Raw genomic sequence first — 19,572 nt, forward strand, 5'->3', positions numbered from 1 at the left:
TCCAACCGGGCGTGCCACCGCAGCTCTCGGAGGATGCCAGTGGCCGAGACCGAACAGACCTGGATCGCTCGCCTCACTCCGGTGGGGGGTGTCGACGTCGCCGGCCTGCTCGAGCTCCCGCTGGGCCTCGACGTCTGGGAACGCCATGCCGACTTCCTGGTCGTCGCTGCCCCCGAGAGCCGCTTGGCCGAGGTGGAGCGGCGGCATCTCGCCAGGGTCGACCGCTGGGCTCAGCAGGACCGATGAGCGGGGACGAGGGCATCGTCGTCGCGTCGCTGGCCACCATCCGGTACGACCAGCTCGGCTACTCGATCCGCCACCCAGCGCTGGACGACGGAAGCTGGCAGGAGTGCCTGAACACCGATGCCGCGGAGTAGGGCGGTGACGGTGTGGCGACGCGGGAACAAGGGGCCGGGCCTCGGACGGTCGCCTCGACGTCGTGGTCCCCGCGAGCCCGTCGTGGTCTTCCGCTGCGTCTCCTGACCGGACCGGCGCCGATCCCCCCGAAGACGCCTCCGCGGTCGGGCAGAGTCGAGAACGCGGCGCTCGAGGTGCTCGATCACGTGGCCGGTCTTCGACTCATCGCTCCGGTCCACGGCGAGGCCGAGGGATGCCGTGTGGTGGGACAGCGGCCGGTCGCTGTCCGCGACCGGCGTCGAGCACGACGCCCGCGGGCAGAGGGTGAGACCAGAGCTGCGTCGTCGTCGCGTCCAGGACGTCACCCGCGTGTGCGACGACGCGGTACGTCGTGGAACCGTCACCACCAGCCCGTTGATGCTCGTGTGACGGGCCGGGACTAGGTGTTCGGTGGTGAGCACGGATGCCGTCCGCCAGATGCCGGGCCTGACGCGAGCCGATGTGGAGGCCTCGCTCGCCGAGCTGGCCCGAGCTGGGGAGCGGGCCTACTTCGACGCCGAGGCCGACTCTGCGGCCGCGGACGCCTACTACCGCGGCGTGGCCCCGGAGCAGTTCGCGGACCTCGTGCGACGAACCCATGTGCGGACGCCGCGGTACAAGCCGGCCCGGGAGCTGTACCCCTGGGTGGACCTCCAGCCCTCCCGCGTGCTGCGGAGCCTCTACACCGGCCACGAGTGGGACCCGGAGGACCTCATCCGTGCCGATCTGGCCATCGCGGAGCACCGCGTCCAGCAACTCGCTGCCAGGCTCGCCGACTCCGGGCCGAGGGACGAAGCAGAGCTGAGGGTCGAGGTGGAGGACGCGTTGCCGTTCAACTGCGAGCACGTCGTCCCGCAGAGCTGGTTCGACAGGGAGGAGCCGATGCGCGGGGACCTGCACCACCTGTTCGCGTGCGAGTCCCGGTGCAACAGCTTCCGCGGCAACACACCCTTCGCGGAGTTCGTCGACTTCCCCGAGCCGAGCACGGCCGGTCCGGCGCACGTGGTGCGGGGCGACTGCGGCAAGAGCGAGGCGAACAGCTTCGAGCCGGCGCACGGGAAGGGAGCCGCCGCTCGGGCGGTCTTCTACTTCGTCCTACGCTACCCCGGGCTCGTCGAGGCGACGGAGATGCCGCCGGAGCGGTTCGAGGTCCTGTCGACGTGGCACGAGGGGGAACCGGTCACGGTGTGGGAACGGCACCGCAACGCCGCGATCTTCGAGCGCCAGGGGAACCGGAATCCCTTCATCGACCACCCCGCTTCAGCGGGGAGGCTGCTCGTCGAGAGGGCCTCCCGTGGAGATCCCTGACCGAACCGGGACGTCCGAGCACGACACCTGCCCGCCCAGCCCGGGCCGAGCGTGGTGACGGCGCCATCGACCAGGCGCGGCGGCGGAGGGGCGTCCTCCGCCGCGCCCGGAGCGTCTCGGGCAGGCTGAGGAGCCGTCTTCAGGAGAGGACCACAGCCAGGTGGAAGGACCGGTCCTCGACCGACCCGGAGCTGTTGCGTGTCCGCACGTACACGCCGTTGCTCGTTCCTGCCCGGAGGTTGACCACGATCTCACCGGGGTTCTCCTCGCCGCTGTCCGCGGAGAGGCCGATGGTGGCGATGAACGCCCCACCGTTGACCGCGCGAGTGAACAGGATCTGGTACGCCCCGGTCTCGAGCTTGGTCGCCGACGCCGCGCCCTGACCACGGGCCAGCGTCCCGTCGCCGTTCACGACGGCGAAGAGCGTCCTCCCGCGCCTGGGAGCCGCGGCCACCTCGGCTTCCTCGGCTTCGGTCTCGTGGATGACTCGGCGTGCCTCGGCCCGCTCCTCCTCACTGAGCGGCGGTTGTTCGCGCAGGTCGGTCGTCATGGTGGACTGCGCCATCGGTGCCTCCCTCTCGTGGCATCCCCCGCTGGATGGAGTGACACGAACAGGATGAGGAGCAGACGTCACGCTTTCGTCACGACCACGTGATCGAGAAGCAGTCGGCCACCAGGTCGGGGCTAGGTCACGGCCCGACACGGACGGCGACGCTGCGGGTGACCGGTGACCTGAACGGGTCGCCCGAGACCACGTCGACGAGCGTGAGGCCCGGCGACCGGGCGCGGATGAGGACCGTGCCCGGCGCGCCGAGCGGGGTGAGGATCGAACCGTCGGTGCCGACGACGCTCTCGGAGAAGACGCCGAGCAACTCCACCCCGGAGCCGGACCGGATGCGGCCGCCCGTCGCGGCGAAGCGAACGACGTCGCCCACGGCGATCACCAGTTCCGAGGGCATGCCCTCCTCGTCCGGCCGGACGTCGATGTAGCGACTCACCGCGCCAGCCTCCGGCCGACCTGCTGCCACTCCGTCAAGAGACGGTTGCGACGTCCTCCTCGGGGGCCCAGTCCAGCACGGCGGGGGTGCGCGGCGTGGGGACCTCGGCGCTCGCCGTCGGCGCGACCTCCGGTGCACGGAGGACCTTGGGGTAGACGATGGCCACGGCATTGCCGTCCATCGTGTTGATGTCGGCTCCGCCGCGGATGGGCTGGCCGTCCTTGGTGATCTCACCGGGCAGCCGGTAGCACATGATCGAGTCCTGGTCGGGCTCGGTGCCCATGATCTTGCTCGGGTCCAGCGGGGTGAGCACCTGCTGGTCGACCATGTCCCTGGGCCAGCCCTGCGTGCGCCAGAAGTACTCGTAGGCCTTCTCCCTGTCGATGCGGTCGACCAGCGCCTGGCGCATGTGCTCGTGCGGGAAGCCCAGCGTGTGGCCGGCCTCGTGGCGGACGACGCGGCGGTACTCCTTCTCCTCGGTGCTCATCGTGAAGCCCTGCAGGTTCATGGTCGGGCGGTTCGTCGGGATGAGCTTGATGTCGGTGCCCAGGTAGGACCAGTAGCCCCCCGGTCCCCGGGAGATCCGGACGTCGCCGGTCTCCGAGGTCTCGGCGAAGGACACACCGCCGTACTGCGCCCAGGCGTTGAGGTGGCTCACGATGCGCGCCCGCAGGTCGGCCGCGGTGGTCTCCATGAAGCTCACCGTCAGGGTCTTGGGCTTGGGGCCCCAGTACTTGGTGGTGTAGAAGGTCAGCCGCTGTGGGGTCAGCACGCCGTCGCCGACGGCCACCAGCTCCTGGAGTGGGGCGTTCACCGGGTTCTCATACGCCGCCACCTCCGCAGCCCTCTCGTGCAGCCGTGACGGCAGGGGCATGACCCGACAACCTGCCTCGGCGTCGAAGGCGGCTGCGCCGCCGGTCGAGGGGGTCTGGTCCCCGATCGCCTGACTCGCTGTGCGCGCGATGTCGCGCAACGCCCTCCGGTAGTCACTCTCGTCCATGTTCCGTCTCCTCTGTCCGGTGATGGTCGGGTGGAGCCGGGAGGTTGCAGACAGGCACAGCGAGTCACCGCCCAGCAGGTGTCGTCCCGACGGCGCCAGAGTGCGAGAGACCCGTCACGACGGCGTCACATGTCCATCACGACGACCGGGCGTCGATCTGTCGGATCGTCGACGCGCTCGCTTGGCCAGTCGGCCGTCACGCCGGGATCCCGGTGACGTCGGTTGCCTCGGTCAGAGGCGGGCTGGAGTGCAGACCGTTGGTCATCACGTCGGCGACCGCGGTGAGGACGATCGCATCCGAAGTCCGGGCGTGTCCGCACGCCGGCTCGGCCGGCCCGGGTGATGTCAAGGCCTGAGCTGGATCCGGCTCCGGACCACAGGCCCGAGCGGCCAGAGGCTGGCGCCGGTCACCCGGCGCGGTCGGCAGCGGGACGGGACTCGGCGATGGATTGGTGACGCCCCTCTGTCCACCTCGCATGCTCCTGAGAGACGAGGCCCTCCACACGCTCGGCCAACACCCGATGCGCCTCGGGTCCGCTGTACGGTCCTGCGCCGGCTAGGTAGAGATACTGCTCGTGCCTGAGCGATTCGCTGGTGGACCGGTAGAGGACCCAGTTCGTCTGCCACTGGTACAGCTGCTGGACGCCTTCGAGCACCACGACCAGAGCGCCGAGCAGTGCGGTCAGCACACCGGGCGCGGCGCTGGCCACCGCCACAGGGACTCCTGCGGCCAGGATCAACTGCCCGATCTTGACGCGCTTGTACGCGCGCTGGGCAGTCTGGCTCCTGCGGTCGTACCAGCCCAACTGATCCACGAGCCGGTCCCAGACCGGATCGGTGCCCGCTGGCGGTTCGTTGACGTACCTCCGCTGTGACGCCCCTCCATGGTCCGTCATCCCCACCTCCCGATCGTCTGTGGGTGCTACGGAAGGTCACATCCGTCCTGGGAGCCCCGGAGAATTCCGACACGCAGGGCGGACATCATGGCGTGACGCCAGCCGGCGTGGGGCCTTTCGGGCAGCACTGGCGGCAGCGAAGGACTGAGGTGGAGAGCGCCGGCGAGCGGTTCATCCGAGGGTCCGACCAAGACGACGAAACGGGACCGATGTCCCCGTCGACGACGAACCCCACGACCGTCGCGCCGTGAGGGTTCGCTTCGGCGTCCGCGGGGCGAACCGCCACACACACACGGCTGTGGCCGTGACGGGCGGCGTGCCTGCGACCTGTCGGTGTCACGGCTCCACCGAGGCGTCGGCCACGGTTGGCTGCCGCAGTCGCAGCGTGGCCCCTGATCGCGATCGACGACTGGACGCGCAGCCTGCCTCGCACCCCTGTGCCTGAACAGCGGGGTCCCGGTCCTCCGGCGTCTGATCGTCGTGGGGGTGAGCTGGGGGGCGCCCCGACGCAGCAGGGGACGACGACCCTGGCCTCGGCGAGCACGCGGTCGGATGATCCTCGCGGCTCCCGACGGCTCCGATGCCGACGCCCGCGTCCGACGGGAGGGACGACGTGAGTGGCTACGTGCTGGTCGTCGCCGTGCTCGCGGGCAGCGCACTCCTCCTGTTCGGACTCGTGGAGTGGTCGGCCTGGCCTCTGCTGACAGATCCTTCGCCCGTGATGCACGGCGCCGGCATCGCTGCGGCTCTCCTCGGGGTGGGGCTGCTGACCGCAGACGTGTTCCTACCGGTGCCATCGAGCGTGGTGATGATGGTGCACGGGGCGTTGTTCGGCGTCGTGCCCGCCGCTGCGCTCTCCCTGGTCGGTGGGGTCTCGGGCACCGTGGTCGGCTTCGCGTTGGGACGTCGCGGTCGGCGTGTCCTCGAGCGCGTGACGACGCCTTCCCAGCGGCTCAGAGCCGATCGGCTGCTCACACGCTGGGGACCGTGGGCCGTCGTCCTCAGCAGAGCCGTCCCCGTGCTGGCGGAGACGGTCGCCGTCCTCGCGGGGACGTCGTCGATGCGCTGGTCGGTCCTGGCGTTGGCCGGTGCGACAGGGACTGCCCTGCCGGCCTGCCTGTACGCCGCCCTGGGTGCTGGCGTGGGCACCCTGGTCGGCGCGCTGCTCGCGTGCGGCCTCGTGCTGGCGTTCTCGGGGTTGCTGGCCGTCACCGGCGGCCGACTGCACCGGTCGTCCCCGCCCGCGCGCCGCCAGGAGGGCTGGTGACGGCGGAAAGGGGTGTCCCGCGGTGGTGTCCGCGGGCGGGAAGAGCTCTCAGTCGGCGGTCTACGAGCCCGGGCGTGCCGCTGCCCGGTGCCGGGGGGACCGTCGGCTGTCCAGCCATCGTCCTGCGAAGGCGCCGACATGATCGACACGCGTGAAGAACTCACCGTGGCGCTGCACGAGGCTGCCGAGCTCGAGCACGGTCTCATGATCCAGTACTTGTTTCCCGCCTTCTCGATGAAGAAGAGGCTGGAGGAGGGGTTGAGTGCACCCCAGCAACGGTCCACCCGCTCATGGGCGGCCACCATCCTCCGCGTCGCCGTCGAGGAGATGGGACACCTCGGCACGGTCTGCAACCTGCTCGCGGCCATCGGCGAGGGACCGCACTTCGACCGCCCGAACTTCCCGCAGGCCTCGGGGTACTACCCCTTCGCCTTCGACCTGGTGCCCTTCTCCGACGAGGCCCTGTACCGGATGCTCGTCTTCGAGCTGCCGCAAGGGGAGCCACCGCCACCTCCGCCCCAGGTGCCCCGACCGGAGCGCCTCGCCACGCCCTCCTCGGAGGCCTTCACCGCGGCGCCGGATCCGTTGACCTACGAGTACGTCGGCGAGCTGTACCGGGAGATCGCCGACGGCTTCCGAAGTATCGACGAGGGGGTGCTGTTCATCGGTCCCCGTTCTGCCCAGGTGGACGACGCGTGGTCGACCGGCCTGGACATGCGCCAGATCGTCGACCGGATCACGGCACTGGCTGCAATCGACGACATCGTGATGGACGGGGAGGGGGCGCCCACCCGCCGGAGCGGCTCCCACTACGGGCGGTTCTCCAGGATCCGACAGGAGTACGAGGCCAGTGGCTTCTTCGCGGCGGCGCGTCCCGTCGTCGTCAACCCCCGGACGCGGCGCCAGCGGGATGCCCCCTCCGGCGCGACCCTGATCGTCGACGAGGCCGCGCGGCGCGTCGCGGAACTGTTCAACGGCGCCTATGGGTCGGTGCTGCTGATGCTCGAGCAGTTCTTCAGCTCGACGTCCGCGACCGCTGAGCAGCTGGCCGTCCTGCGGGCGTCGACGAGCCGGATGATGAGCGTGGCGATCCGGCCACTCGGCGAGGTGCTCACCGAACTTCCCGCATTCGGGCCGGGTGACCCTGCGACCGCCGGTGCCCCGTTCGAGATCTACGACCGGGAGTCGGTGTCGCCCTTCCCGTCCGCCCGATGGACGATCCTGCTCGAGAGGCTCCAGGCGGTCGCCGACGATGCCCAGTGCCTGGGGCAAGACCTCCCCAGGGTCGCCGCGATCGGGGACACAGTCCGATACGTCCGTCGCAGTCTCGCGGAGGTGGCCGGATGATCGACCTCGTCTTCCGGGGCTGGTTCCAGTGCCGGCTGGCCACAGATCCCGATCCGTACGACGAGCCGCGCGGGGTGTCCGGCTACGTGCACGCCTACGCCGGCGAGCCGGACCTCGACCGGGTCCTGCGGATGCGCACGCCTCCCTTCGTTCGGCCGTACGGGCCCACCGTCGGCGTGACCGTCGACCAGGTCTGGTGGAACGGACGAAAGGAATCCGCCCATCCGCTCGAGGGTGCGGTCGTCGACCTGCTGGACGAGCCGAGGTTCGAGGGACGCAACGGGGCGATCGCCGACGACGGCTTCGAGCCCATCTGGCCCTTCGCGCTACGGGTCACGCAGGGACCGTTCGCACTCACCCGCCGCGTCGTCGCTGCTGATCCCGACCACCTCTTCGCGGGACTGTTCGGCAGCGGTGCGGAGCGAGCCTCTGCCGACATCCGGGAGTCGACCGGGATCGGGGACTTGGCGAGCCTGTGGCGGGACAGGGTGTCCCGGTTGCGCGAGGACGTCGAGACCGCGGCGGAGCCGGAGCGGACGGCCATCCAGGAACGCCTCGAGTTCCTCGAGAGGAACCTCGCGGCCCCAGGGGGAGGCGCGTCCAGGTTCTTCGGTGCGCGAGTCAGGTACGGCTACGAACTCACCTCCCCGCCCATCCTCGAGGACCCGGACGGGTGGCTCGCCGCGTCGGTCGACTCCACGAGCCCCTGGCCGGTGGAGTTCTGGCTGGGTGGCTGGGACGCTGACGTGCTGTGCGGCTTCTGCCGGGGGCAACTGCGGCTACCCACGGCGCAGGACGTCACAGACCACCGGAGTGGTGCGTCGCTGCGGGTCACGGACCGTCGACCTTGAGCTCGGCGCGGCACCAGGGCCACCGATCTGACCGGCCTGCACGACACCTTCGCGGTCTCCGCGGCGGCGTCCGCCGTGCCCTGCTGGAGGACGGCGGCCTCCTGCTGCCGGAACTCCGCGGGAGCCGTGTCGGCGTGCTCGGCTGCGGCCCTCTTGTCGGCGGGTCCCTGCTGGAACTCCGGCTCGTCGGACTGCGCCAGCTTCGGCCCGGCACCCGCAGCGGGGATCGGGGCACGCCTGCCCCGGCTGCTCGGGGCCCATCGGCACGACCGGATCCACGAGCGCCTGGGACTGGTCCGGAGGGGCCTCCGTGGTGGTCTCGATGACCTGGGCCTGCCCCTCCTTGCCCTTCGTGACGAGTCCCTTGACCTCGCCCTTGACCTGGCCGGCCTTGCCGGACTACTCGTAGCCTCGCCCTCTTCCATCGTCTTCGGGGACTTCGCCTCGATCGCTGCCTTCACCGCCGCGATGAAGGCCTTCTTGTCGAAGGAGCCCGCCGGCTGGGCGTCCATCGTGTCGACCTTGGCCGCCTGGCCTAGCGCGCGGCGTCGTCGCTCGGCGACGAGAGCCGCGTCCTGGCCTCCTTGGCCTTCGCCGCAGCCGGCGGATGCGCCTTCTTGCCCTGGGCGAATCCCTTGATCCTCCCGGTGACCTCGGTGAAGGCCGGATCGTCCTCGGGTCGCACGGCGGTCGGAGGCACCGGCGGCTGGAGGAGCAGGTCGGCGGAGGGGAGCAGGAGCCAGGGACGACGTGGCCGCGCCGCCTCCGACGGGTCCGGACGCCGGCGCCGTGCCCGCTGTTGGTCCCTTGCCGGCGGCGTCGCCGAGCGGGCTGACCGACAGCACCGGCTTGGGGGGCACCGGCTTCTTCGGGGCCACGGACTCCGGCCCGAAACCGGTCGTGGTCACCGCCAGCGCGGCGGCAGGCGGCTTGATGCCGTCGAGATCGTCAGGGCCGCCGAGCGTCCGGTCGACACGAACCAGTCCCAGCGGCAGAAGGCGTGCACGACGTGGTCTTCGAGGGCGACGCGCCACGCACACCCACAGCTCATGCCCTCCACGACTTGACCGCTGGTCGTCCCCCGGGATGCCTCTCCTTTCCGCGGACTCCGAAAGGCACGAACGTGAATGGTGTGGCGGATGGTTGCGTGCGGTGTCCCGCGACTCCGCAGCTGTCCGAGGGGTCATGTGCTGCATACGCCATCGCCTCGGTTCGGTACATCGATGGCGACGATCCGTCACGGCATCGATGTACCGGACCGTCCGGCGGATGCTCCTAGATCAGCGACGACCCGGTCACAGGAGTCTCCGTGACCACGATGCACACGACGGATGGGGTCCCCGACCAGGACAGCGCGGTCGGGTGGATCTGGCCGAACGCGTAGGCCTCGTCGGCGAGCACTTCCGGGCGGACCAGCGCCTGGGTCTCGCGCGCACAGTCCTGAGGTGCTTTCATCTCGACGACGTCCGTGTAGTCTTGGCCCACGTAGCCGAGTTCGGTGACCACCTGAGCGGTGTGCGGATCCGCGCACGGTACGGCCTCGACAGAGTAGATGGGTGCGTCGGAGCCGTCGGCGGGGAGCGGGGCTGCGTTGTAGCAGTCGCCCGGCTGCAGGTCGAGCGGCGACAGATCCGCGGGCTCGGCCACCTCGGTCCCTGCCGCTCGTGGCGGCGCTGACCTGTCATCCGCGCCTGTGACCGTGGCGGCGTACCCGACGATCCCGACCGCCGGCACGGCCAACAGAGGCAGCAGGCGACGTCGCCTCCTCCGCCGGGGAGGCGGAGGAGGGGAGACGGCCGGAGGCAACGTGCCCGCCGGACCGGTCTCGGGGGGACCGGACCACGCCTGCGGCGGCCCGTAGGGCGCCGAGGGACCGGGACGGTCGGGCGCCGGCGGCCAGTGCTGTGCCGCGCCGCTGGTCATGCCGGCCTGGTGGGGGATGGGCGGGCCGGCCCCCGGACGTCCGTACAGCCCCGGCATCGGCGTCTTGTCCATGTCGGTCATCGGAGATCTCCATCGAGGGGGGCGGGAGGAGCGACTCCCTGGTCGCCGTTCGCTCGAGAACAGGATTGGGCGGGCGCGGATGGGCCGACATCGAGTCAGCCCCCTGAAGCACCGGCGAGAGCCCCCGTACTGGTACGGGGGCAACCCCCACGACGAGAGGCGCACGCTGCCCGTTCCTGAACCCGGCCGCTGAGGCCCGGGGGCTGGCTGGGCATCGAGCACGCCGATGCGCGCGGGGCACCTCGCTGCCGGCGCTCGTGTGCGCGGCTGGAGGCCGGGGCCGACCTCGCGGACAACAGCGACCTCGCCGGCCGTCCGCGGTGCAGCTGCCGCTCAGCGGGCCGGGCACCACTCCGCGACGTAGGCGGGGTCGCCGGGTACGGTGAGGTCCAGGTCGCGGCGCTGGACGCTCAGCCCGCCCAGCGTGCAGGCGCGCTGGAACCCGTCAGCGGTGTACTCGACGTCCAGCACGCTCCCGAAGGCGTCCGTGTACACGGTGCACTCGTCGTACGCGCCGCAGTCCTCGACGACCGCGAAGTCGAAGCCCAGGTCCTCACCTGCCAGCTCGGGGGCGTTCTTCTGCGCGATCGCCAGCCCGACCGCGTGCGCGCGGTCCACCAGGGTCTCGGCGGTGCTCGCGGCGTCGGCGGCGGTGAGCAGCCCGTCAGACCGGGTCCAGCTGTCCAGGTTGTCCGGCTCGACGGCGTCGAACCCGGAAGCGGCGCAGCCGTCGATCCAGGGGCCGACGACGGCCAGCACCTCCGCGCGTCGCTGGTCGGTCGACACGTCGAGCAGGAACTCGCCGGGCCAGTCCGGGTCCTCCATCCGCCGGCCCGAGGTGTCGTGCAGCAGCAGCTCCTCGGGCCAGTCGTCGGCGCCAGGCTGGGTCTGGAAGGCGTTGACGTAACAGGCCGACCAGAGCCCGGGGGCCGGGGCGTCGGTCCGGTCCCGGACGACCCCGGCGGCACCGGGTGCCGGCGCGTACGCGCCGCCCAGCTGGTAGTCGACCCGGGCTCCTGCGGGCAGAGCCGCCAGGGTCGGTTGAGCAGGCGAAGGGGCGCTCGGTGCGTCATCAGAGCCGCAACCGGAGAGCAGGACGGCCAGTGCGGCGACGGCCGGCATCCCCCAACCCTGCACGTCCCCACCATAGGCGGGGGACACCGCGGACCCGGTGGGGCGGAGAAGCGACCGGAGGCATTGGTCTGCGACCCCGCTTGCCGTAGCAGGCACCGTCGTCGGTCAGCACCCGCCGGGTGGTCATGCCGTGGGCGACGAACAGTCCACGGCTCGGCACGTACGCGCCGACGACGGGGCCGAGCTCGCCTGGGCTGGGCGGACGCGCGCGTAGGCCGCCGGGAGCGCCGGCTGCTTGTCCGCCCTCGGGTCCGGGGACGAGACTTGCCTGGGGGAGCGAGAGCCAGGCGATTGCACGTCCGCGACCGCATTCCGGTCGAACTGGTCCCGGGTGGTACCCGCGCACGCCGTGGGTCCCGGCTCGAGAGGGAGCAGGAGTGAGCTACCGGCTCGGAATCGACCTCGGCACGACGTTCACCGCGGCCGCAGTGGAGGAGGGCGGACGGGTCGAGGTCGTCCAGCTGGGTGACCATGCACCGCAGATCCCCTCCGCGGTCTTCGTTCGGGAGGACGGCGAGCTCCTGGTCGGCGAGGCCGCCATCCGCAGGGGGGCAGTGCAGCCCGACCGGCTCGCACGCGAGTTCAAGCGACGCCTCGGCGACCGCGTCCCGCTCGTGCTCGGCGGGCAGGAGCTCACTGCCGAGCAGCTGACAGCGCGGCTGCTGCAGGCGGTCGTCACCGAGGTGCGGCAACGCCAGGGGCGGCCGCCGGACCGGATCGCGCTCACCCATCCGGCCAACTGGGGAGCGCACCGGCGGGAGGTGTTCCTGTCGGCTGTCCGCGCCGCCGGGGTCGGGAGCGTCACGACGCTCACCGAACCCGCGGCGGCCGCCGTGCACTACTCGTCCACCGAGCGGGCTGACACCGGGGACATCGTCGCCGTGTACGACCTGGGTGGCGGCACGTTCGACGCGGCCGTCCTGCGCAAGGCCGCCAGGGAGTTCGAGCTGCTGGGCACCCCCGAGGGCGTGGCGGAGCTGGGGGGTGTCGACTTCGACGACATGGTGTTCCGGCACGTGCTCAGGGCACTGGAGGGCACCCTCGACGGGCTGGACCCGGAGGACCCGGCCGTCCTCTCGGCGCTCGTCCGGCTCCGGCGGGAGTGCACCGAGGCCAAGGAGGCGCTGTCCACCGACGCGGAGACGACGGTTCCGGTGGCGCTGCCCGGGTTGCCGGCGACGGGCGTGCGCCTGACCCGCGCAGAGTTCGAGGACATGATCCGCGCCGACGTGGACCGCACCGTCGGGTGCATGCGCCGGGCCCTGGCATCGGCGTCGGTGACACCGGAGCACGTGCGGACCGTCGTGCTCGTCGGCGGCTCGGCCCGCATCCCCTTGGTGGCCGAGGCGCTGGGGAGTGAGTTCGGCCGACCCCTCACGGTGAGCACCCAGCCCAAGATGGCGGTGGCGCTCGGCGCAGCCCTCCTGGCCGGCGGTGTGCTACCCCCGCCACCCGACGGTGGGGGGCACGACCAGCCCGACGAGACGACCGACGGAGAGGACAGAGGTAGCGGCCGCGAACCGGGAGGCGGGTCGCCGCTCGCCGGCACCGGCCGGCGGCCCATGGTCGCCCGGCTCGCCGCCGCCATCGCGGGGTTGCTGCTCCTCGCCGCCGTGCTGGCCTTCGTGGTGCCGGTGAGGCCGGGGGCGGCCGAACCGGACGGGTTGCCCGACGGGACCGAGGTGACGGCGACCGTGTTCGGCCTGCCTCTGCCGGAGGTCGACGTCCAGGGCGGAGGGCTCCGGGTGAGCGGCCCCGCCGCCGTCCTCGGCGCCGGTCCGCTGCGACTGACGTACCAGGGGAGCGACGGACAGCCGGGGACGGGCTTCGTCCGGCGGGAGGCGGACCTCGACGTGATGGTCCGTTTCGCGCCGCTCCTGCTGGGCCTGTTCGCCTTCGCCTACGCGGAGGCCGACCTCCGCAAGGTCCGCCGTCGCCGACGGGCCCGGCGCGGCGAGATCGCGGCCATGGCCGGGATCGGCGCAGTCGTCGGTCTGGCCCTGCTGCTCACCTCGTGGGCGTGGCTCGACAGCGCCGTCCGGGGGTGGGAGGCGGCCGTCGTGCTGCTCGCCTGCGCCGCGGCGGGGGCTCTCTCGGCGCCCCTGCAGGCAGCCGTGCTCACGGCCCGGGGGACAGGTCGGCCGACGGGGAGCCGGTAGCCGAGGGGCGGCACCCCGTGGCGGACAAGAGGGCCACAGGTCTGCCCGCACGGTCATTGCCGCGCGGCCCGGGCGGCGCAACCCTGGACGCGTCGGCCCGCTCGCGGCCCGGGGAGGACCCATGCGCGTCCGGCTTCTGCCGTCCCGCTCCGCGAACAGCCGACCCAGGCTTCGTCGGTTGGCTGCCGTCGTGGCAGTCGCGGCCATCGGCCTCGTGGGCAGCTTCTGCCCGTGGGCCACCGCGGCCGAGCTGCCGGGCACCGTCTCGTGGACCGCGGTCATCAACGACGTGAATGTCGACCGCACCAGCAGTGACCAACCCGTCGTGCTCGATCCGGCCCGGCCCGCGCAGGTGACCCTCCGGATCGAGAACCTCAGCGACCGCACCGTCACCGTGCCCTACATCCGGCTCGAGGGCGTCGTCCTCGGTATGACCATCTACTCCTTCACGACCCGGGTGGACCTCGAACTCCTCGCCGGCGAGGCCGAGGACCGGGCCTTCCCCGTGCCTCTGCTGGACCTCGGCAACCAGGCGAGTGGTCTCATCCCCTCCCACCTCGCCCTCCTCGACGCCCAGGGGCAGGCGATGTCCGAAAGGAACCTCATCGTCGACGTCCGCGGGAAGGCGAACTCCGTGTACGCCGTCTTCGGCCTGGCCATCGGGGCACTGGCGTTGCTGCGCCTGGCGAGCGCGCTGTGGCGGCTGGCCACCGGCCGGCTGAATCCGAACCGGTGGCGACGGGGGCTCACGCTGGCGGGTCCGGGCCTCGGGTTGGGCTTCCTGGTCACCTTCTCGCTCTCGGCATGGCGGATCGCCTCACCGCAGGGGTCGCTGTGGGCGACGCTGCTGCTCAGCGGTGCCGCCCTCGGCTTCGCCGCTGGCTACTCGACCCCGACGCCCGGTGAGCCGGAGGAACGGGACGAGGCGGAGGCGGAGCCGGGGCACGAGTCCGAGGCGGTCCCGGCGGGTGCACGGGACGACACCGCGGCCCCCGGGTCGGCGAGCAGCTCTCCCGCGACGCGCACGCCGCCGGGCGGCGGGTGAAAACCGGTGCACGCTGACCCGCACCCGCAGCGCCCGTGCCCGAGGGGGGACCGATGCCCACGCTGACCATGGAGCAGATCTACGCCGTCGCGCTGCAGGCCGGCTTCAGCCCGGAGCAGGCGGTGACCTTCACGGCCATCGCGTACGCCGAGTCGCGCGGGAACACGACGGCCAACGCCGCCGGCGCCGAGGACTCCCGGGGCCTGTGGCAGATCAACGTCTCCCCCGGCGTGCGGGGCAACACGTGGGGGGACCTCTACGACCCGCTCACCAACGCGCGCGCGGCCTACGAGATCTCCCGTGGCGGGGTGTACACCGAGCCGTGGTCGGTCACACATCCCCGGCACGCGGGTACCGCGCAGGACTACCGTGGCTACCTCGACGAGGCCCGGGCCGCGGCCGCGGCGGTGGGCGCCGACGGGGGGGCCTTCGACCCGACGACCGGCGGGATGTCCGGGCCCGGGGGAGGTGCGGTCGAGGTCTTCGTGGAGGCCGCGCTCGCCCAGGTGGGCGATCGCTACGTCTTCGGTCACGACGTGGCACTGGGCGATCCGAACCCGACCATGTTCGACTGCTCCGAGCTGGTCGAGTGGGCGGCCCACCAGGCCGGGGTGCAGATCCGGGACGGAACCTGGAACCAGTACCTGCAACTGCAGGGCCAGGGGACGCTCACCAGCGTCGAGCAGGCCCTCCGGACCCGCGGAGCGCTGCTGTTCACCTTCTCCGAGACCCCCACCCCCGGCGGCGGGCGGCCCGACGACGCCCACGTGGCGATCAGCCTGGGCGATGGCCGGGTGGTGGAAGCCGCCGATCCTGGGAGGGGCGTGGTCATCTCCCCGGCGGACCCCGACCGCTTCACCCACGCCGGGGTGATCGGCGGCCTGGGCACCGCGACCCCGCCGGACGGCGGTGTCCCACCCTTCGACGTGGCCTTCGCAGCGCTTCCCCCGCCCACCGACAGCGACGGGGACGGGCTCACCGACGAGTTCGAGCTGTTGCTCGGCACCGATCCCCAGGCCCTGGACACCGACGAGGACGACCTCAGCGACGTCTTCGAGACGACGCAGTCCCACACCGACCCGTCGTCCCCCGACACGGACGCAGACAGCGTCCCCGATGCGCTGGAGGTCGCGCAGGGAAGCGACGCGGGGGAGCACCGGCTGTCCGACGAGGTCGTCGCCGCGGGTTTCGGCGGGGCGGCCACGGTCGACAGCGACGACGACGGGCTCTCCGACCTCATCGAGCAGGAGCTGGGCAGCAACCGGGAGGCGGCGGACACCGACCACGACGGGGTCTCCGACGACTTCGAGTACGCGCTCGGGAGCGACCTGCTCAGCATCGACACGAACAGGGACGGGCTGACCGACGGGGTCGCCTACGACCTGGGGATCCTCGGCCCCCGGTCTGCGCAGGTGACGGCTCCGGGGACTCCGGGGGACGGCGGAGCTCCCGATGGCGGCAGCGACGGGGGGCCCCTGACGACCGACTCGGACGCCGACCTCTCCTGATCGTCACCCGAGCTGCACGAACAACCCCTCCAGGGTCCGGATCGCGACCGCGGCCGCCGTCTGGACCGCCCGGTCGGAGAGGGGGTGTCCGGCCAGCCGCCGCCACCGCGCCAGAGCCTCGATGCAGGCCGTCCGCAGCTGCTCCGCCGGCGTGCCGGCCGGGACGCCGAGGCGGGTGGCCGCGTCGTGCCCGAGGGCGCCGAGGAGACGGGCCAGCTCGTCGGCCCGGGCGTCGGGGAGCTGCAACCCACCCCAGCGCAGCTGGTCGAGGACCTGCAGCTCGGCGAACTCGTGGGCGCCGGCCACGACCTCCTCCACACGGGCCTGGAGGCCGGCGGCCCCGTCGACCGAGCCCCCCGACAGCACGGCGTTGAGCGCGGCGAGCGCCGACCGGGCCTTGAGCAGGCGGGCTCGGCGGGTGAACTGGACGACGAGGACCTCGCGCAGCCGAGCCAGCCCGCTCCGGTCCACCAGCTCGGCACCGAGCTCGGCCGCCGTCCGCAGGCGTCCGCCGCGGAGCAGTTCGACGACCAGGCGCACCCCGAACAGGCCGAGGCGCTCCAGCAGGTGTTGGCGGTCCAGCTCGCTCACCGCCACCGAGCTGGGACGGTGCCCGAACCGGTCGGCGGTGAGCAGCAGCGACCGGGTCTCGCCGTCCGGGGCCGCAGCCAGCTCGCGCAGCGCCCGCAGCTCCGCCTCCCGCAGCGTCTCGCCGGCCAGCCCGAGCAGGCCCGCCACCGGCACGACCACGGGGCACAGCTGCCGCAGCCGCGGCTCGGCTTGGTAGCGGTGCCCCACGCGCTGTGCCGTCTCCATCGCGTCGAGGGTGGCACCGCCGATCTCGTCGGCCCGCGACAGCACCCCGACGGCGTTCATCGACGTGCCATGGGCGAGCTCGTCGTCGTGGAAGGACTCGAGGAACCGGACGTCGCTGGCGTGCGCGTGCCGCAGCAGGTAGATCACCGCGTCGGCCTGGGAGGGCCGGTCGTCCTCCGGCGTCAGCGCCCGGTAGGTCTCGGCCGAGAGATCGGTCGAGAGCGAGGCGATGCCGGGAGTGTCGATCAGGGTGAGCTCGGCCAGCCGCTGCGTCGGCCAGCCGACGTCCAGGTGGTCGACGTCGGCGGCGGACAAGTCCCCGAGGTCGACCTGCAGAGCCCCGCCGGACCGGTCGAAGGGCCGGGGATGGGCCGGGCCGGTGCGCGGCTGCACCACGACCCCCGGATGGTCGGCGCGGCGGTACCAGGTGACGATCCGTGTGCACTCGCCGGCGTCGGTCGGCGCGAGCTCCTCGCCGAGCAGGGCGTTGAGGAGCGTGGACTTCCCGGCCTTCACCTTGCCGGCGATCGCCACGCGGAGCGGCTCGTCGAGGCGCCGCCGGGCGGCTGCCAGGGTCGCGGCCGCTCCGGGGGTGGTCGCCGACGACTCGGCGTCCAGCAGGAGGCCGGCAACGGTGGCGGTGAGCGGTTCAGCCACGGCGCACCACGACCGCGGGTGCGGCGTCGGCGGCCGGCAGCTGCTGCTGGAGACGGCGCAGCTCGGCCGTCTGGCGTGCGAGGTGCTCGGCCCGGTCGGTGCGCTCGGCCGGGCCGAGCGCGTGGGCCGCCTGCGCGGCGGCCAGGGTGGCCAGCGACGAGCGGTGCATGGCACTGGCGCGGTCCTGGAACTCGTCGCGCAGCCGGCGCTGCAGATGCCGCAGCGCGTCGCGGCAGTCCTTGCTGGCGCGGAAGGTCACCTCGTCGAGGTAGCGGCGGGCCGCCGCCTTGGCCAGCTGCCGGCGGTGGGCGAGCTGCCGGGCTCTTTCGTCCCGGATGCCCTTCCGGATGATCAGCGGGACCAGGACCAGGGTGATCGGCCCCAGCACGGCGGTCGCGGCGAGGCTGACCATGCCCAGCGGCAGGTTGCTGACGACGGCGAAGAGGGTCACCGGCACGAGGGCGCCGCTGCGGACGGCGGCGAGCGTCGTGGCCACCAGCCCCGCGGACCCCAGCGGCCCGAGCTCCGCGTCGACATCCTCGGCGTGCCCTGTCGGCGCGCTGAGCGTGACGTCGCTCGGCGTCCCCGCCTCCAGGTCGAAGAACGTGGCCATGCCCTCCACCACGGCCGCTGCCCTGCTGTGCATCGTGTCGTAGGTGGCGACCACGGCCGCCGCCGCCTCGCGCCGCATCCAGGCCTCCACGTCCGGCCAGCTGTCCTTCGGGTCCCCGCGGTCGATCAGCTCCTCCAGGTCCCGGGCCAGATCGCGCAGCCGGCGCTGCAGCTCGTGGTCGACGTCGTTGACGAGGTCCTGGACCCGATCGGCCAGCGCCTGCTGCCAGCCGGCGGCCGGTGAGGCGAGGCGTTCGGTGCGGGCACGCGTGCTGTCCAGCCGCTGCAGGACCCGCTCGCTGTCCTGCGGCCGGGTCACGACCTGGCGCTCGGCCTCGACCTGCCGGCCCAGCTGGGCGGTCGCGAAACGGACGTCGGCCGCGGCAGCCCGAGCCGACTGCTGGATGCCCGCGGCGACGCGCCCGGCGAGGAACCGGACCAGCGGCCGGAAACCCGACTCCTCGGTCAGGTCCGCGTCCTGCTCCGGCTGCAGCCGCAGGAAGGAGGAGACGCCGAGGACCGGCAGGTCCAACCCTTCCCGGGCCAGGTGCGCGCGGTCGAGCTCGACGATCTGCCGCCACTGGGGGTACAGGTCGATCTTGGTGACCACGCAGGCGGTGTCCGGGCAGCGCTCCAGCACCAGTCGCAGGAAGTCGACCTCCGGTGCCGTCAGCTCCGTCGAGGCGTCGGTGACGAACAGCGCTCCGGCGGCTCCGGCCAGCGAGTTGAGCGTGAGCACGCCGTGCGCCGAGTCCAGCCCGCCGACGCCCGGCGTGTCGACCAGGGCCAACCCCGACCGCAGCAGCGGATGGGGGAGCCGGACCTCCACCGAGGTGGGACGTTCGGCTCCCCGGCCGCGGCCGAACTCCGAGACGACGGCGGGGAGGTGGGCCAGCGGCAGTGGCTCGGTCCGGGGCGGGCCGACCTCCTCACCCGACGCCGGGGGGTCGAAGATCGCAGTGGCCGAGGCGGACTCTCCGTGACGCACGAGGGTCGGTACGGCGGTCACCAGGTCAGCGTCCACCGGGCAGACGGCTCGCCGCAGGAGCGCGTTGACCAGCGTGCTCTTCCCGTGCTTGAACTCGCCGACCACCACGACCGGGAGGATGCGGCCGGCCAGCCGTTCCCGGGTGGCGGCCAGCCGGTCGGCGAGATCGGGGCGGTTCCGCTCCAGGGCGAGCCGGCGGGCCGAGTCGACGACGGCCAGCGTGTCCGCCAGCGGGTCAGGCCGGGATCCGCCGGTCGGGCCCTGGGACGCCTCTGCCGGGCCGGGGGGTGGCGCGGCGGCCCGGGCGGACCCCTCGGCCGGCGCTCCGGAGGTCCCCTCCGGTGGCACGGGCACGGGCACGGGCACGGGAGCGGGGGTCGGCGAGGCCGAGACCCGCGACCCCTCGGTGGCCGGGACCCGCGACCCCTCGGTGGCCGGGACCCGCGACCCCTCGGTGACCCAGCCGAGGTACTCGCCGCAGGAGAGGCAGAACTGCGCCCCCGGCTCTTCTGGCGTGCCGCAGGCGGGACAAGGGGTCGTCGGTCCGGTCATCGAGGCGGCCACCGGATCTGCCCGAACGGCCCTG

At 72.6% G+C, this 19,572-nt stretch carries 18 protein-coding genes; 9 read left to right on the forward strand and 9 right to left on the reverse strand.

Going from position 1 to position 19,572, the window contains the following annotated elements; translation table 11 throughout:
* The first annotated feature begins 39 nt into the window (after nucleotides 1-39).
* From ACI782_RS05710 to ACI782_RS05720, 3 genes are all read left to right on the forward strand, one after another.
* The gene (locus tag ACI782_RS05710; RefSeq protein ID WP_456906992.1) at nucleotides 40-246 is read left to right on the forward strand and encodes a hypothetical protein; all 207 of its coding nucleotides are present in this window, start codon (nucleotides 40-42) and stop codon (nucleotides 244-246) included.
* Nucleotides 243-377 (forward strand): hypothetical protein, encoded by a 135-nt coding sequence (locus ACI782_RS05715; protein ID WP_456906994.1) that lies wholly within the window; start codon nucleotides 243-245, stop codon nucleotides 375-377. The genes ACI782_RS05710 and ACI782_RS05715 overlap by 4 nt, the downstream gene beginning before the upstream one ends.
* A 433-nt stretch (nucleotides 378-810) precedes the next feature.
* Nucleotides 811-1,704: an endonuclease I family protein gene (locus ACI782_RS05720; RefSeq protein WP_456906996.1), complete on the forward strand. Its 894-nt coding sequence runs from the start codon at nucleotides 811-813 to the stop codon at nucleotides 1,702-1,704.
* Between the two features lie 139 nt (nucleotides 1,705-1,843).
* Here the strand turns inward: ACI782_RS05720 and ACI782_RS05725 are convergent, their stop codons facing one another.
* The 4 genes from ACI782_RS05725 to ACI782_RS05740 all read right to left on the reverse strand — a co-directional run bounded on the left by ACI782_RS05725 (nucleotide 1,844) and on the right by ACI782_RS05740 (nucleotide 4,598).
* Nucleotides 1,844-2,269: a hypothetical protein gene (locus ACI782_RS05725; protein WP_456906998.1), complete on the reverse strand. Its 426-nt coding sequence runs from the start codon at nucleotides 2,267-2,269 to the stop codon at nucleotides 1,844-1,846.
* A 124-nt stretch (nucleotides 2,270-2,393) separates the two neighbouring features.
* A complete protein-coding gene (locus ACI782_RS05730) occupies nucleotides 2,394-2,702 on the reverse strand; it encodes a hypothetical protein (protein WP_456907000.1) in 309 nt (102 codons plus the stop codon).
* Between the two features lie 34 nt (nucleotides 2,703-2,736).
* On the reverse strand, nucleotides 2,737-3,516 hold the full coding sequence (locus ACI782_RS05735; RefSeq protein ID WP_456907002.1) for a M12 family metallopeptidase: 780 nt from the start codon (nucleotides 3,514-3,516) through the stop codon (nucleotides 2,737-2,739).
* 593 nt (nucleotides 3,517-4,109) lie between these two features.
* On the reverse strand, nucleotides 4,110-4,598 hold the full coding sequence (locus tag ACI782_RS05740; RefSeq protein WP_456907340.1) for a DUF4231 domain-containing protein: 489 nt from the start codon (nucleotides 4,596-4,598) through the stop codon (nucleotides 4,110-4,112).
* A 613-nt stretch (nucleotides 4,599-5,211) separates the two neighbouring features.
* Between ACI782_RS05740 and ACI782_RS05745 the strand changes: the two genes are divergently transcribed.
* The 3 genes from ACI782_RS05745 to ACI782_RS05755 all read left to right on the forward strand — a co-directional run bounded on the left by ACI782_RS05745 (nucleotide 5,212) and on the right by ACI782_RS05755 (nucleotide 8,063).
* Nucleotides 5,212-5,865, forward strand: coding sequence for a TVP38/TMEM64 family protein (locus ACI782_RS05745; protein ID WP_456907004.1), 654 nt, complete (start codon nucleotides 5,212-5,214; stop codon nucleotides 5,863-5,865).
* 138 nt (nucleotides 5,866-6,003) lie between these two features.
* Nucleotides 6,004-7,212, forward strand: a complete 1,209-nt coding sequence (locus ACI782_RS05750) for a ferritin-like domain-containing protein (protein ID WP_456907006.1) — start codon at nucleotides 6,004-6,006, stop codon at nucleotides 7,210-7,212.
* 86 nt (nucleotides 7,213-7,298) lie between these two features.
* Nucleotides 7,299-8,063: a hypothetical protein gene (locus ACI782_RS05755; RefSeq protein ID WP_456907008.1), complete on the forward strand. Its 765-nt coding sequence runs from the start codon at nucleotides 7,299-7,301 to the stop codon at nucleotides 8,061-8,063.
* A 535-nt stretch (nucleotides 8,064-8,598) separates the two neighbouring features.
* On the opposite strand, the gene ACI782_RS05760 is transcribed toward ACI782_RS05755, so the two are convergent.
* The 3 genes from ACI782_RS05760 to ACI782_RS05770 form a co-directional block, all read right to left on the reverse strand.
* On the reverse strand, nucleotides 8,599-8,748 hold the full coding sequence (locus ACI782_RS05760) for a hypothetical protein (protein ID WP_456907010.1): 150 nt from the start codon (nucleotides 8,746-8,748) through the stop codon (nucleotides 8,599-8,601).
* A 590-nt stretch (nucleotides 8,749-9,338) separates the two neighbouring features.
* Nucleotides 9,339-9,710: a hypothetical protein gene (locus ACI782_RS05765; protein ID WP_456907012.1), complete on the reverse strand. Its 372-nt coding sequence runs from the start codon at nucleotides 9,708-9,710 to the stop codon at nucleotides 9,339-9,341.
* A gap of 690 nt (nucleotides 9,711-10,400) precedes the next feature.
* Nucleotides 10,401-11,189: an endo alpha-1,4 polygalactosaminidase gene (locus ACI782_RS05770; RefSeq protein WP_456907014.1), complete on the reverse strand. Its 789-nt coding sequence runs from the start codon at nucleotides 11,187-11,189 to the stop codon at nucleotides 10,401-10,403.
* A gap of 389 nt (nucleotides 11,190-11,578) precedes the next feature.
* Between ACI782_RS05770 and ACI782_RS05775 the strand changes: the two genes are divergently transcribed.
* From ACI782_RS05775 to ACI782_RS05785, 3 genes are all read left to right on the forward strand, one after another.
* Nucleotides 11,579-13,360: an Hsp70 family protein gene (locus ACI782_RS05775; protein WP_456907016.1), complete on the forward strand. Its 1,782-nt coding sequence runs from the start codon at nucleotides 11,579-11,581 to the stop codon at nucleotides 13,358-13,360.
* Nucleotides 13,361-13,550: 190 nt separating this feature from the next.
* Nucleotides 13,551-14,405 (forward strand): hypothetical protein, encoded by an 855-nt coding sequence (locus ACI782_RS05780; RefSeq protein WP_456907018.1) that lies wholly within the window; start codon nucleotides 13,551-13,553, stop codon nucleotides 14,403-14,405.
* Between the two features lie 53 nt (nucleotides 14,406-14,458).
* Nucleotides 14,459-15,913 (forward strand): NlpC/P60 family protein, encoded by a 1,455-nt coding sequence (locus ACI782_RS05785; RefSeq protein ID WP_456907020.1) that lies wholly within the window; start codon nucleotides 14,459-14,461, stop codon nucleotides 15,911-15,913.
* Between the two features lie 3 nt (nucleotides 15,914-15,916).
* Here the strand turns inward: ACI782_RS05785 and ACI782_RS05790 are convergent, their stop codons facing one another.
* A complete protein-coding gene (locus tag ACI782_RS05790) occupies nucleotides 15,917-17,386 on the reverse strand; it encodes a dynamin family protein (protein WP_456907022.1) in 1,470 nt (489 codons plus the stop codon).
* Complete coding sequence (locus ACI782_RS05795; RefSeq protein WP_456907024.1) at nucleotides 17,379-19,538, reverse strand: dynamin family protein; 2,160 nt, start codon at nucleotides 19,536-19,538, stop codon at nucleotides 17,379-17,381. The genes ACI782_RS05790 and ACI782_RS05795 overlap by 8 nt, the downstream gene beginning before the upstream one ends.
* Nucleotides 19,539-19,572: the final 34 nt, after the last annotated feature.

Source organism: Geodermatophilus sp. SYSU D00703 (genome assembly GCF_054050155.1).